This is a genomic window from Ensifer sp. Root278 (assembly GCF_001429285.1).
Classification (GTDB): Bacteria; Pseudomonadota; Alphaproteobacteria; order Rhizobiales; family Rhizobiaceae; genus Ensifer.
Map to the genome: position 1 here is coordinate 136,752 of NZ_LMJJ01000012.1, position 13,149 is coordinate 149,900.

Here is a 13,149-nt window from a genome sequence, read left to right on the forward strand (position 1 = left end):
AGAGACGCATGCAGGGGCCAGACTTCGATCTCGATTTCAAGCCGGCCCATGGCGAGGCGGTGACGGTTGCGGACGATGTGCAGCGCATCACCGTCAACAATCCCGGCCCCTTCACCTTCCACGGCACCAACAGCTATATCGTCGGAAAGCGTTCCGTTGCGGTGATCGACCCCGGCCCGGATGACGAGGCGCATTTTCAGGCGCTGATGGCGGCCCTTGCCGGCCGTGAGGTCACCCATATCGCCGTCAGCCATACGCATCGCGACCACTCGCCGCTTGCGCGCCGGCTGAAGGCTGCGACCGGTGCGCTGATCGTGGGCGAAGGCCCGCACCGCTCCGCCCGCCCCTTGCATACGGGCGAGACCAATCCTTTTGCCGAGAGTTCGGACATGGAGTTCGCCCCCGATCTCGTGCTTGCCGATGGCGGGCGGATCGAGGGCGATGGCTGGAGCCTGACGGGGCTGACGACGCCCGGCCATACGGCCAACCACATGGCCTTCGCACTCGACGGCACCGGTATCCTCTTTTCCGCCGATCACGTCATGGCTTGGGCGACAACGATCGTCGCGCCGCCGGATGGGGCCATGGCGGACTACATGGCCTCGCTTGAAAAACTGCTCTACCGAGACGAGCACCTCTACCTGCCCGGCCACGGCGGGCCGGTGACCGAGCCCGCCTCGTTTCTTCGGGGCTTGCGCGCCCACCGCAAGATGCGCGAGCGCGCAGTGCTCGAACGTATTCGCGCCGGCGACAGCCATATCCCGGATATGGTCAAGGTCATCTATGCCTCGACCGATGTCCGGCTGCATGGGGCGGCGGCACTTTCGGTCCTTGCCCATCTGGAAGACCTGATCGAGCAAGGGCGGGTCGAGACCGATGGGCCGCCCTCGCTCCTTGGCGCCTACCGGCTGGCGCCTGGCGGAGCCGGCTGACCATGCGGCGGGTCGCCTACAGCTATCGCAGCGATGCCGCGGTGCCTGCCTTTGCCGACGACAATCCCGTAATCGTCTTCGACGGCGAATGCATTTTCTGTTCCGGCTGGGTACGTTTCCTGCTTCGCCATGACCGGCGAGCGCAATATCGCTATCTCACGGCGCAGTCGCCGCTTGGCCAGGCGCTCTATCGGCACTACGGCCTCGACGCCAGCAGCTTCGAAAGCAACATCCTGATCGAGGACGGCGTCGCCCGCTTCAAATCCGACGGCTCGATGCGGACGCTTGCGCGGCTCGGCCTGCCATGGTCGCTGGTGAACGTCTGCCGTATCCTGCCCGCTGCCCTTCGCGACCCACTCTATGATCTCGTGGCGAGAAACCGCTATCGCATAGCCGGGCGCCGTCAGAGTTGCATGGTGCCGACGCCCGAGGAGCGTGGCCGCTTCATCGCATGACGACGGAAATCGTGGTCCAACAGCAGAGCCTCTACCGGCGGATCCTCGGACGCGATTGGGATCTCGTGCCGGCCTCGATCCAAGCCCTGCATGATAGATCGGAAGGACACGCAACCTTTCGCGGACGTGCGGTCGTCGAGCGAGGCGGATCGATCTGGGCCCGCCTTGTCGCCTCTATCTTCGGCTTTCCCAGCGCCGGTGCGGATGTGCCGGTCGAAATCCGCTTCGCATGCGGCAACGGTCGGGAGGTCTGGACCCGGCGCTTCGGCGAAAAGATCCTGCGCAGTTCGCAGCAGAAGGTAGAGAGGCGAAACGAACAACTGCTGGCGGAGGATTTCGGACCGTTCCGCATCCTGTGTGCCTTGGAGTCTGCAGAAGATCGACTGCACCTCTCGGTTCGCGCCTGGTCCTTCCTCGGCCTCCCGCTTCCCTTGCGGCTCGCGCCGGGCGGTCGGACGTTCGAGGAAGATCGCGACGGCCTGTTTCACTTCCATGTGGAGGTCGAAAGCCCCTTGACCGGCTTGATCGTGCGCTATCGCGGCTGGCTTGCACCAGCCGATGAGTCGACGTCGTTGCGGGCGCCCGCCCTCGACCGAAAAGCTACCGCTCAATTCGATGGCCGCGGCGCCGCCGTGAACGACTGACGTCTCCTGGCGGTACTCTGCCGATCAATCGCCGGCAATGCCGAGCAGCTCGGCATCGAGCGCCCGCAGGAACTGATCAGCGAAGGCGGCGCCCATGCCGAGGTCATGCGGGCCATAGCGGGAGGCGACACGCAGGTCTACGAAGGTTGTTTCGGCCTCTTCGCGCAGCCGGATCAACACATCGAAACGGAAGCCGGCGATCAGCGTGCGCCATTCGCCCTGGAGCACGACGTCGCTGGCGCGGCGCCCCGCAATCGCCCCTTCGAGCGAGAGTTCCGGCCGCGCCGCCGGCACCGGTACGTTCTCCGGTTCGACGGTCGTCTCCGCCCCGGCATTCGGCCGTACGGTCAGATCCTCGAGATCGGCGCGGGCGTTTTCGACGCCAAGCTCCTCGGTGATGCCGACGCGGTTCTGTTCGATGACAGTGCGCACGCCCTGGTAAACGCGGTCGAGTGCGCCATCGTAGCGCCGGCCGGTGAGGCCCGGATAGGCAAGGATCTGCGCTTCCCGGTCCTCGGGCGTCACAGCGCCCTTGCGTTTCAGCCAGCTCTCTTCGGTCTGCGGTACCTTGAGCCATGGCGGCGGCGTCACCGTGTCGGTGCTGACATCGTAGATCGCCGGGCGGGTCAGATATTGCACGACGCCGAAGCCGATGAAACCGAGCGCCGGCGCGGCATAGACAAGAGCCGCAGCAGACGCGAGGCCGCCGATCGCGGCGACCTGCCAGAGGCGTGCAAGACCGACGACGGCAAGCAATACGCCGAGCAGCGCGAAAATGCCGGACAGGCCGACAAGAGCCAGGAAATGCGGTGTCGTCAGTGGCCCGAAGCGGTGCGCCAGCAGCGAAAGCAAGAAGAGCACGAAGGAGACACGGGCGAAGCGACGCGCCCACTGGGCGGCATAGGAATAGGGACGCTCGTACCGGACCATCATGTAGTTGAATCAATCCCCTGCCGCGAAACAGATCGCATTCTTAGACCATGCCCCGTGCCGTGAAAACAGGCAATGCCCAGTCGGCCGCCGCGCCGCGGGCCATGCCTGAGGCTTCGCCGCAAAATCGCCATTCTCGTTAACCACCTATCAACACATGGGAATGTGCCCGCGCGCCCAAGGCGCGCGGAGTTTCAATCGGAGGCAACGGCCGCGCACGGCTTCATGTGAAAGTACGCGGCGATCGACGGAGAACCGACATGGGCGCATCGCAGGCAGCCGTGGCCATTGCCACCCCTACCCCTCTTCCCCCGCGTGACGGCGGAATTCCGATGGGGCTCCTCGAGCTCGAACTCTCCCTCGACGGCTTTTCCGGAAACAAGGACGATTTCCCTGGTTTTGTCCGGACCGTTGCCGACAATGCCGGCGGCGAGTTTCTGTTTGCATTGCCTGCTTCGGAACTGGTCGAAGATTGCCTGAGTATCGCCGTGCTCCGGCATGGCGAGCAGGACAGCGAAACATCGATCCTGTTTGCCTGCCTTGATGAGCAGGGCACGACCATCCGCCTCGAGCACCCGGGCGATGGCACGCGAGACCTGGAGCGCTTCGCCGAGTCCTTCGTCGGCGTGCTCGAACGCATGTGATCGCCGCCTGCCGGCGGCGGTTTAAACTGGCTTCAATCGAAAAACCTACGCGCTGACGTGTCGGTTCTGGCGTGCTGATCACGTCGGGCCAAGCCTCAGAAAATCAACTTTCAGGACGACATCGGACGCTTTACGTCTCCCCTGCGTGCGACCGCGCGCCTGCCGCAGAATTGGCGTGGTCCGCTTCGATTTTCGGCGCAACTCCCTATATTAATTGCGATTCGAGAAATGAATACGAAGGCGGCACCCAGGAGACACGAACATCATGACGACCCGATTGACGATCCTAGTCGCAGCCGCCCTGCTGCTGACGGCGTGCCAGACCATGACACCGGAAGAGCGGCGCATCGCCGACGGCAACACCTGCGCCTCCTACGGTTTCCGCCGCGGCACCGACGCCTTTGCCACCTGCCTGCAACGCATCGAACTCGACCGGCGCGCTGAATCGCGCGCCTTCCGCTATCAGAACGACGTGATGATGTGGGGCTGGGACCGCCCCGTCGTCATCATGCGCTGACGGAGGCGTTCAACCGAAGCAACCGGTAATGTCGCGGCTCGACGATCAGCGTATCAAGGCGACCCGGGCGCACAAGCCCGGGTCGCCAAGGAAGGCTACAGGCGGAAGGTCTTGACCGCGTTACCCCGCTCCAGCTCCTTGCTGGCCATGAACAAGGCCGTCTTTTCTTGCTGCTCGTTCCCGGCGGCGATGAGATCCAGAATGGCTTGAAGCCTGCGAATTGCAGTTGCCTTGTTGCGATGCTGCGATCGCTCCTCTCGGCAAACGACCGTGTGGCCCGTGGGGACATGCGTCGCCCGCACGGCGCTATCGGTAGTGTTTTGATGCTGGCCACCGGGCCCGCCGGCCCGCAAGGTTTCGAAGCGCAAATCCCCAAGCTCGATCGTCGGTACGACGCCCGCGCCGGAAAGATCCACTTGCCGGACACCGACAAACCAGTTCTGTCGTTAATGCCCTTTTCTAACCGGGCTCTTGAAAACAAAGCGAATCGTCCCGCAATAGGCTCTTGCCAAATCTTCGGATCGAGCGCCTGCCATCGTGACGATTGCGGATTTTGGACCGAACGCATCCGGTTGCCCGCCAAGGGCCAGGTCAAAGCTGCAGCCGTTGACCTTCGCTTCCTTGCCCAAGATGTCGATCAGCGCGGCCATGGCAATGCGACATTCCACCGGACCGTTGCCGGAGGTCAGAAAGAGCGTCACTTCACCCATGGCGCATCCTCCTTATCGTCGTCCGCTCCCACTTCGTTTTCTCGCGCACCCGTTCCTGCGGCTGCACGTTCTTGTAGGTGACGAGCGGCTTCATCGCCGCGATCGGTCGAATAAGCCCGAACGCCTCGAGGTCTGCGACAACCTTAGCGGCATCCTTGTAGGCGCCGGCCGCCTCCTCGATCAGCAGGTTGCGATCCTCGCAGATTGAGAGACCACCCCAGGCATTGATGCGCAAGGCATCACGCTCGGAGCGATTGCCACCCACGCGGCCGTGCATGGCCTTACGGTCATATTTCCTCCCCGCACCGTGCGAGATGCCCCAATGCGATCGCTCCGCACCGGCCAGGGCGCGCACCAGAAAGCTTCGCGTTGCGCGCGATCCAGCGACCGGCGCGACGGCATCCTCACCGATTGCGGCCGCGCCCTTATAGTGCAGGAAGCCCGACGCCGTGGCCCGCACCAGGTTGTGCGGGATATCGGCAACCAGCGACAGATCGGCGCGCAACGTCCGCGCTGCCCGCTCCGCCACCATTCGCCGGTTAAGCGAAGCCCATCGAACGCACTCGCCGCTTCCGGCGAGCCATTCAACGGCGGCGGCCGAACCGGCAGCCAGACCGTCCCGCAAGTGTTCTGTGCCGAGCGTGCGACCGAAAAGATTGGCGCCCAGCGAACGCGAGCCCGAGTGGACCAGAAGATAGAGCTTCTGCCGGTCGGCCACACTTTCCGCCTCGTCCTCGAACACTTCGTCCACGGCCTGCAGCTCACAGAAGTGGTTGCCGCCGCCGATGGTGCCAAGGGATTGCGGGCCCATGTCAGGCGAAAGATCGTGCTCCGCCAGGCGGGTTGCCATGTCGCCGAGATCGATCTGCTCCAGCCTGCGCAGTTGCTCGGCCGCCTTTTCGACCTTGAATTTGCGCAGCGGCAAGGAGAGCTCGAAGAATGACATGCCGCAGCCGATATCGTTGCCGATCAGCTGCGGGTAGAGCCGCTGCGAAAGCGCGACCATGCCGACGGGGCCATACTTGCCCGGGTGCAGGTCCGGGAAACCGGCGACCGAGATCATGCCGGGGAGACTGGCAATTTCCGCCAGTTGATGAACTGCCGCGCCTTCAATCCAGCTGCCGGCAGTAAAATAATGCGTGACGGTCGCTCTGCGCGCACCATCGTCGCCTTCGGGGACGATGTCCCCAAAAGAATGATTGCCCAAGAAAAATAATCCAGAACAGGGTCAAACAGCCGGCACATTGGCCAGCAGGACGGGCCCTTTCAGCGCATCAACGCTGATTAGCCGCGAAGCCCCAAGGGGCGTGTGGAAACGCACTGCGTCATTTTCCGGTCCCGTTCTGAACAAACCTCTATGCACATGCATAGCTAGCGATCGCCCGCGCCGATACGGCGCGAACGAGGCGTTGATGCACTATCCGCTCGCCGCGTGCAACCAGGAATGCAGGGCTCCGATAAACCGGCGTCCGCGCGTTGCATCGTTGCAACACGCAGAGGGCCCCCCTACCCCTTGCCGTTGATCGCCGCCTGGGCGGCGGCAAGACGGGCAATCGGTACGCGGAACGGCGAGCAGGAGACGTAGTCGAGACCGGCGTCCTCGCAGAAGCGGATCGAGGCCGGGTCACCGCCATGTTCGCCGCAGATGCCGAGCTTCAGGCCGTTCTTGGTGCGTCGTCCACGTTCGGCGGCGATCTGGATCAGTTCGCCGACACCTTCGAAATCGAGCGAGACGAAGGGGTCCTGCTCGATGATGCCCTTCTGCTGGTAGGTCGCCAGGAACTGCGAGGCGTCGTCGCGCGAGATGCCGAAGGTCGTCTGCGTCAGGTCGTTGGTGCCGAAAGAGAAGAAGTCGGCCGCTTCGGCGATTACGCCGGCGCGGAGTGCTGCGCGCGGCAATTCGATCATCGTGCCGACGAGATAGTCGATGCCGATGCCGGCTTCGCCGATCACCGCCTTGGCGACCGCGTCGATGCGCTCCTTGACGTAGTCGAGTTCGGCCCGGAGGCCGACGAGCGGCACCATGATTTCAGGAACGACGGCCGCGCCGGTTTCGCGGGCGGCCTCGACGGCAGCCTCGAAGATGGCGCGCGCCTGCATCTCGGCGATCTCAGGATAGGAGATTGCCAGACGGCACCCACGATGGCCGAGCATTGGGTTGAACTCGTGCAGCTCGTCGACACGCTGGCGCAGTGCCGACGGATCAAGCGAAAGTGCGCCGGCGACATCGGCGATCTCCTCGTCGGTCTTCGGCAAGAACTCGTGCAGCGGCGGGTCGAGCAGGCGGATTGTCACCGGCAGGCCATGCATGATCGAGAACAATTCGGCGAAATCCGAGCGCTGCATCGGCAGGAGCTTGGCGAGTGCCAAGCGCCGGCCGGCCTCGTCGTCGGCGAGGATCATCTCGCGCATGACGTTGATGCGGTCATCCTCGAAGAACATGTGCTCGGTGCGGCAGAGGCCGATGCCCTCGGCGCCGAAGGAGCGCGCCGCGCGCGCATCCGCCGGGGTTTCGGCATTGGTTCTGACAGTCATGCGGCGGCTGGCATCCGCCCAGGCCATGATCTTGCCGAAGTCGCCGGAAAGCTCCGGCTGCAGCATGGCGATCGACCCTTTCAGCACCTGACCGGACGAGCCGTCGATGGTGATGACGTCGCCCTTGCGGAGCGTCACGCTTCCGGCCGTCAGCAATTCGTTGCGAAGATCGACGCGGATGCTGCCGGCGCCGGAAACGCAAGGCGTGCCCATGCCGCGGGCAACGACGGCCGCATGGCTGGTCATGCCACCGCGCGTCGTCAGGATGCCTTCGGCGGCGTGCATGCCGTGAATGTCTTCCGGGCTGGTTTCGACGCGCACGAGAATGACCTTGCGGCCTTCCTTGTCGGCCTGAACCGCCTCCTCGGAGGTGAAGACGATTTCGCCGGTCGCAGCACCTGGCGAGGCCGGCAGGCCGGAGCCGATGATGTCGCGCCGCGCATGCGGATCGATCGTCGGATGCAGCAACTGGTCGAGCGAGGCCGGATCGATGCGGGCGACGGCCTCCTGCTCGGAAATCAGGCCCTCCTCCGCCATATCGACGGCGATCTTCAGCGCTGCCTTGGCGGTGCGCTTGCCCGAGCGCGTCTGCAGCATCCAGAGCGTGCCGCGCTCGATGGTGAACTCGAGATCCTGCATGTCGCGGTAGTGACGCTCCAGCGTATCACAGATCGACCGAAACTCGGTGAAGGCTTCCGGCATCAGCTTTTCGAGCGACGGCTTGTCGGAACCGGAGGCGAGACGCGCGGCCTCGGTGATGTTTTGCGGCGTGCGAATGCCGGCAACAACGTCTTCGCCTTGCGCGTTGACGAGGAACTCGCCGTAGAGTTCGCTCTCGCCGGTCGACGGATTGCGGGTGAAGGCGACGCCGGTTGCCGACGCATTGCCGAGATTGCCGAAGACCATCGCCTGGACGTTGACCGCCGTGCCCCAGGCAGCCGGAATTCCGTGCAGATGACGATAGGTCACCGCGCGCGCGTTCATCCAGCTTGAGAAGACGGCGCCGATGGCGCCCCAAAGCTGTACTTCCGGATCCTGCGGAAACGGCTCGCCGAGCGCCTCTTCGATCGCCTCCTTGTAGCGGGAGATGACATGCTGCCACTCGACCGCGGAAAGCTCGGTGTCCTGTTCGTGGCCGAGACGCGCTTTCTCATCTTCGAGGATTTCCTCGAAGACGTCGTGATCGACGCCCATGACCACGTCGCCATACATCTGGATGAAGCGACGGTAGCTGTCCCAGGCAAAGCGCGCGTCGCCGGCGTCATGGCCGAGCGCGTGCACCGACTCGTCGTTGAGCCCAAGATTGAGAACTGTATCCATCATGCCCGGCATCGAGGCGCGGGCACCGGAGCGAACCGAAAGCAGCAAGGGATGGCTGGTGTCGCCGAAGACGCGGCCCGTCACCTCCTCCATCCGGCGGATACCCTCGCGCACCTGATCGTGCAGGCCGTCAGGCATTTGCCTGTCGTTGTCGAAGAAGTTGTTGCAGGCATCGGTGACGATGGTCAGGCCAGGCGGCACCGGCAAGCCGAGGTTGCACATCTCGGCAAGGTTTGCGCCCTTGCCACCCAACCGCTCGCGGTCACCTGCACGTCCTTCGGCCTTGCCCCCACCGAAGGTGTAAACCCATTTCGTCATGCCTGCTCTCCACCCAGATACAGTGTTTTATGACGATTTACAGTATATGCTTCAGGCTGAAAATGCATCCGGCGAAGATTTATGCTGCACCGCATCATTTTCTGTAACAATGCAACATATTGGCAGGCCGAGGGGCAGAACCCGCACAACATGGGCTTTGCCTCTTCTATCGGCACCACAAATGCCCGCCAGAGGCTTGAGTGTCGACATTGCCCGATCCATTATAAAAACCTAATATAAATGCACGCGATGGGGCGCATCCAAGAATATCCCGTCATGGCGATCCGTTTCAGTCCCGTGGGCTTGGAGGGTAGGTCATGCAATGGCGTGCGAAAGTGAGATCCTGGCTCCTCTCGGTCGCGATGGTCTTGCTCGTGGTCGGGCATGGCCTCGCCGAGGAGAGCGGCAAGCGGCTTGCGCTCGTCGTCGGCATGACGAACTACGTGGCGGCAGGAACGCTGCCCAACGCCTCACGCGACGCCGAAGCATTCGGCACCTTCCTCAACGGGCAGGGATTTGAAACCGATCTTGTGCTCAACGCAGATCGCAGGGGCCTTGCGGCCGCGCTTTCAAGCTTTTCGCGCAAAATCGGCCCGGAGGATGTCGCCCTCTTCTACTACGCCGGCCATGGCATGCAGTTGCACGGCGAGAACTTTCTCATCGGCACGGATGCTAAGCTCGAGAGCGAGTTCGATGTTCCCGCCGAAACCATAGCCCTGTCCGAGATCATTACCGCGCTGGAGAAGCGTGCCCGGATATCGATGATCTTCCTCGATGCCTGCCGCAACAACCCGCTCGCCAACCGGCTGAATACCGAAGTCGAAGGCGCCACCCGCGGCGGCGCGACCAGAGGGTTGGCGCCGATCGAGACCCAGGGTGCCGGCACGCTCATCGCCTTTGCCGCCGCGCCCGGGCAAGTGGCCGCCGATGGAACCGACGGGCACTCGCCGTTTACGCGCGCTCTGATCGCCAATCTCTCCGGCGCTGGCCTGGAGGTCGGCACTGCTTTCAAACGCGTCGTTCGCGACGTGCGCAAGGAAACGCAGGGCAAGCAGCAGCCTCAGATCCTGTCATCGCTTTCGCTCGAATTCTATTTCGGACCGGAAGCGGCCGCGCCGCAGATCCAGGCCGCCCTGCCGGCCGTTGCGGTACCGGCCATAGACCCCGAAGGACTGGAGGCCGAAGCAGATTTCAAGAAGGCCTTGAGGATCGGCACGCCTCGGATCTGGCACTTCTTCATCGAAAAGCATCGCACCGGCGAATATGCGGAACTCGCTCGCCAGACGCTGGCACAGATCGAGCCCGCGGCGGTGCGCAACCAGTCTCATCTGCCACAATCCGTCGAAGCACGGCTGTTGCCGGACAAAGACAAGCGGCGAAACGTCCAGCTCGCACTTGCCGCCCAGGGATTTGCGGCGGGCACGGCCGATGGCGTTTTCGGTGGACAGACGCGCGAAGCGATCAAACTCTTCCAAAGCACCAACCGCCAGCCGGCGAGCGGTTTCATTACCGAGCGCACCGCAGCAGCCCTCGGCATCAAGGTCAACGACAGCGCGGAAGGCATCTACAGCGCGACCAAAGCCCGACGCTACGATGTTGCCAACCTCGAAGGTCTCGAAACCGATAAACGTGTTCTGGAGGCTTTAACCTGCCTGCGCCACTTCGATACCGTATACGGCGCGTTCGGCGGGCATCTCTATGTCGCCGTGCAAACGGGTACGATTCTGGCAGTTTACGCGCGCGGGATAGCCAGCGGTTGCGGCGCGCATCTTGCGGCGATTTCCTCTCAAGAAGAGAACACTTTCGTCGCCTCGCTTTTCAACGCCGACCAAAGGTTCTTCCAGACGGGCTACGATCCCACCGGAAACGTCAGCTACAAGATGGGCCCATGGATCGGCCTTACGCAAGATCCACAGGGCAAGGAGCCCAAGGGCGGCTGGCACTGGGATAATGGCAAGCCGCTGACCTACACGAAATGGTTCCAGGACATGCCGAACGAGGGCAAGAAGGGCGACGATATCGGCATGTACTACGCGCACCGCAACGGCAGAGCCGACACGAAGTCCGTCTATGTCGACACCTGGGACGATATGGGGCCAACCGACGGAACGGGCGGTCTCATTCTCGAATTCGAGTGACCGCCTGGACCACCGCGCAGGTCGGCACGCCCGCATAACTGGATAAATCACAATTATCTAATATAATTCACGCGATGGGGACGCATCCATGAATATCCCGTCATGGCAATCCGTTTCAGTCTCGAGGGCTCGGAGGGTAGGTCATGAAATGGCGTGCGGATCTGAGATTTTGGCTCCTCTCGGCGCTGATGGTCCTATTTGCTGCAGGGAACGCTCTTGCCGAAGGAAGTGGCAAACGGCTGGCGCTGATCGTCGGCATGAGCAACTACGTCGTTGCCGGAACGCTGCCCAATGCCTCACGTGATGCCGAAGCGTTCGACGCCTTCCTCAAGGGCCAGGGATTTGAAACCGACCTCGTGCTCAACGCGGATCGCAAGGGTCTCGCCGGCGCGCTTTCAAACTTTTCGCGCAAGATCGGGCCTGAAGACACAGCCCTGTTCTACTACGCCGGGCACGGCATGCAGCTGCGCGGCGAAAACTTCCTCGTCGGGACCGATGCAAAGCTTGAGAGCGAATTCGACGTCCCGGCCGAAACCGTAGCGCTTTCCGAGATCATCAATGCACTGGAGAAACGTGCCAGGATATCGATGGTCTTCCTCGACGCCTGCCGCAACAACCCACTCGCCGAAAGACTCACGCGCGAAGTTGAGGGTGCCACCCGCGGCGGCGCAACCAGAGGATTGGCGCCGATCGAGACCCAGGGTGGCGGAACGCTCGTCGCCTTCGCCGCCGCCCCTGGCCAGGTCGCAGCCGACGGAACCGACGGACATTCGCCGTTCACCCGCGCGCTGATCGCCAATCTCTCCGGCGCTGGCCTTGAGGTCGGCACCGCTTTCAAGCGGGTCGTTCGCGACGTGCGCAAGGAAACGCAGGGCAAACAGCAGCCGCAAATCCTGTCCTCCCTGTCGCTGGAATTCTACTTCGGGCCGGAGATGATAGTGCCGCATACCAATGCCACCCTGCCTGCAATACAGGCACCGGCAGTCGACCCGGCTGCGCTTGGGGCGGAAGCGGATTTCAAGAAGGCCCTGAGGATCGGCACGCCACGGATCTGGCACTTCTTCGTCGAAAAGCACCGCACCGGCGAGTATGCGCAACTCGCGCGCCAGACACTGGCACAGATCGAACCCGCAGCGGTGCGCAACCAGTCGCATCTTCCGCTGTCGGTAGAAGCGCGGCTCTTGCCGGACAAGCAACAGCGCAAAAACGTCCAGCTAGCACTCGCAGCCAAGGGCTTTGCATCCGGCGTGGCCGACGGCGTTTTCGGCGGACAGACACGCGATCAAACGCTTCCAAAGCACCAACCGTCAGCCGGCGAGCGGTTTCATCACCGAGCTCACTGCAGCAGCCCTTGGCATAAAGGTCAACGACAGGGCAGAGGGCATATACAGTTCAACGACGGCGCGAATCTATGACATCGACGACCTTACCGGGCTCGAAACAGACGAGCGTGTCCTTGCCGCCATCAAATGCCTGGGTCACGAGCCGTCCGTCTATGGTGCTTTCGGGGGCCATCTCTATGTCGTGGCACGAACGGGGTCGACTCGCGCACCCTATGCCGAAACCGTCGCCAAGAACTGCGGCACATATCTTGCCTCGATCACATCGGACGCGGAAAATGCCTTTATCGCATCGCTGTTTAACGCCGACCCGGGCTTTTTCGATATGGGCTACTACGCTCCGGACAACATCAGCTACAAAATCGGGCCGTGGATTGGCCTGGTTCAGGACCCGCAAGGCAAAGAGCCAAAAGGCGGCTGGCACTGGGACAGCGGCGAGGCGAGGCGATGACTTACACAAAATGGGTCCCAGGCGCGCCATACGAATTCAAGCCGGACGCCGATTCCGCGATGTATTTTACCCAGCGTGACGGCCGGCAAGACATGAGGAGTACCTACCTCAACACGTGGCAAGACATGGGGCTCATCAACATGTCCCCGAGCCTCGTTCTTGAATTTGAGTAGTCACGCATATCGATTCCGGCGATGGGGTGCATTCAAGAATGT

General features: G+C 62.8%; 13 protein-coding genes. 8 read left to right on the top strand and 5 right to left on the bottom strand.

The genetic code is table 11. The features are described from left to right. The first annotated feature begins 8 nt into the window (after window positions 1-8). From ASE60_RS12210 to ASE60_RS12220, 3 genes are read left to right on the top strand one after another with little or no spacing between them, the layout of a single operon-like run. Window positions 9-932, top strand: coding sequence for an MBL fold metallo-hydrolase (locus ASE60_RS12210; protein ID WP_057250608.1), 924 nt, complete (start codon window positions 9-11; stop codon window positions 930-932). A gap of 2 nt (window positions 933-934) precedes the next feature. Further along, window positions 935-1,387 (top strand): thiol-disulfide oxidoreductase DCC family protein, encoded by a 453-nt coding sequence (locus tag ASE60_RS12215; protein WP_057250610.1) that lies wholly within the window; start codon window positions 935-937, stop codon window positions 1,385-1,387. Further along, window positions 1,384-2,031 carry a DUF4166 domain-containing protein gene (locus ASE60_RS12220; RefSeq protein WP_057250612.1) on the top strand — a complete coding sequence of 216 codons (648 nt, stop codon included), beginning with the start codon at window positions 1,384-1,386 and terminating at the stop codon, window positions 2,029-2,031. Before ASE60_RS12215 ends, ASE60_RS12220 begins: the two co-directional genes overlap by 4 nt. Before the next feature lie 24 nt (window positions 2,032-2,055). Here ASE60_RS12220 and ASE60_RS12225 read toward each other — a convergent pair whose 3' ends face one another. Beyond that, window positions 2,056-2,964, bottom strand: coding sequence for a DUF1499 domain-containing protein (locus ASE60_RS12225; RefSeq protein WP_057250614.1), 909 nt, complete (start codon window positions 2,962-2,964; stop codon window positions 2,056-2,058). Window positions 2,965-3,221: 257 nt separating this feature from the next. Between ASE60_RS12225 and ASE60_RS12230 the strand changes: the two genes are divergently transcribed. Together ASE60_RS12230 and ASE60_RS12235 are read left to right on the top strand one after the other, a co-directional pair. Then, the gene (locus tag ASE60_RS12230; protein WP_057250616.1) at window positions 3,222-3,605 is read left to right on the top strand and encodes a hypothetical protein; all 384 of its coding nucleotides are present in this window, start codon (window positions 3,222-3,224) and stop codon (window positions 3,603-3,605) included. A 265-nt stretch (window positions 3,606-3,870) separates the two neighbouring features. Next, entirely contained in the window at window positions 3,871-4,122 is a 252-nt protein-coding gene (locus ASE60_RS12235) for a hypothetical protein (protein WP_057250618.1), read from the top strand. Between the two features lie 95 nt (window positions 4,123-4,217). Here ASE60_RS12235 and ASE60_RS35635 read toward each other — a convergent pair whose 3' ends face one another. The 4 genes from ASE60_RS35635 to ppdK all read right to left on the bottom strand — a co-directional run bounded on the left by ASE60_RS35635 (window position 4,218) and on the right by ppdK (window position 9,005). Beyond that, window positions 4,218-4,538: a peptide chain release factor-like protein gene (locus ASE60_RS35635; protein WP_244495597.1), complete on the bottom strand. Its 321-nt coding sequence runs from the start codon at window positions 4,536-4,538 to the stop codon at window positions 4,218-4,220. A gap of 30 nt (window positions 4,539-4,568) precedes the next feature. Next, window positions 4,569-4,832, bottom strand: a complete 264-nt coding sequence (locus ASE60_RS35640) for a hypothetical protein (protein ID WP_244495598.1) — start codon at window positions 4,830-4,832, stop codon at window positions 4,569-4,571. After that, window positions 4,825-6,039 carry an RNA ligase RtcB family protein gene (locus ASE60_RS12245; RefSeq protein ID WP_210334385.1) on the bottom strand — a complete coding sequence of 405 codons (1,215 nt, stop codon included), beginning with the start codon at window positions 6,037-6,039 and terminating at the stop codon, window positions 4,825-4,827. The genes ASE60_RS35640 and ASE60_RS12245 overlap by 8 nt, the downstream gene beginning before the upstream one ends. 299 nt (window positions 6,040-6,338) lie before the next feature. Next, on the bottom strand, window positions 6,339-9,005 hold the full coding sequence (ppdK, locus tag ASE60_RS12250; protein ID WP_057250621.1) for a pyruvate, phosphate dikinase: 2,667 nt from the start codon (window positions 9,003-9,005) through the stop codon (window positions 6,339-6,341). Window positions 9,006-9,322: 317 nt separating this feature from the next. Between ppdK and ASE60_RS12255 the strand changes: the two genes are divergently transcribed. The 3 genes from ASE60_RS12255 to ASE60_RS12265 all read left to right on the top strand — a co-directional run bounded on the left by ASE60_RS12255 (window position 9,323) and on the right by ASE60_RS12265 (window position 12,934). Continuing rightward, window positions 9,323-11,143 carry a caspase family protein gene (locus ASE60_RS12255; RefSeq protein WP_057250623.1) on the top strand — a complete coding sequence of 607 codons (1,821 nt, stop codon included), beginning with the start codon at window positions 9,323-9,325 and terminating at the stop codon, window positions 11,141-11,143. Window positions 11,144-11,286: 143 nt separating this feature from the next. Further along, entirely contained in the window at window positions 11,287-12,558 is a 1,272-nt protein-coding gene (locus tag ASE60_RS12260) for a caspase family protein (protein WP_057250625.1), read from the top strand. 109 nt (window positions 12,559-12,667) lie between these two features. Next, a complete protein-coding gene (locus tag ASE60_RS12265; protein ID WP_057250627.1) occupies window positions 12,668-12,934 on the top strand; it encodes a hypothetical protein in 267 nt (88 codons plus the stop codon). Window positions 12,935-13,149 lie beyond the last annotated feature (215 nt).

What these genes read in the sequence shown, in the direction of transcription:
- ASE60_RS12210 (WP_057250608.1), top strand. Translation starts at nt 9, where the DNA reads ATGCAGGGGCCAGACTTCGATCTCGATTTCAAGCCGGCCCATGGCGAG.
- ASE60_RS12215 (WP_057250610.1), top strand. Translation starts at nt 935, where the DNA reads ATGCGGCGGGTCGCCTACAGCTATCGCAGCGATGCCGCGGTGCCTGCC.
- ASE60_RS12220 (WP_057250612.1), top strand. Translation starts at nt 1,384, where the DNA reads ATGACGACGGAAATCGTGGTCCAACAGCAGAGCCTCTACCGGCGGATC.
- ASE60_RS12225 (WP_057250614.1), bottom strand. Translation starts at nt 2,964, where the DNA reads ATGATGGTCCGGTACGAGCGTCCCTATTCCTATGCCGCCCAGTGGGCG.
- ASE60_RS12230 (WP_057250616.1), top strand. Translation starts at nt 3,222, where the DNA reads ATGGGCGCATCGCAGGCAGCCGTGGCCATTGCCACCCCTACCCCTCTT.
- ASE60_RS12235 (WP_057250618.1), top strand. Translation starts at nt 3,871, where the DNA reads ATGACGACCCGATTGACGATCCTAGTCGCAGCCGCCCTGCTGCTGACG.
- ASE60_RS35640 (WP_244495598.1), bottom strand. Translation starts at nt 4,832, where the DNA reads ATGGGTGAAGTGACGCTCTTTCTGACCTCCGGCAACGGTCCGGTGGAA.
- ppdK (WP_057250621.1), bottom strand. Translation starts at nt 9,005, where the DNA reads ATGACGAAATGGGTTTACACCTTCGGTGGGGGCAAGGCCGAAGGACGT.
- ASE60_RS12255 (WP_057250623.1), top strand. Translation starts at nt 9,323, where the DNA reads ATGCAATGGCGTGCGAAAGTGAGATCCTGGCTCCTCTCGGTCGCGATG.
- ASE60_RS12260 (WP_057250625.1), top strand. Translation starts at nt 11,287, where the DNA reads ATGAAATGGCGTGCGGATCTGAGATTTTGGCTCCTCTCGGCGCTGATG.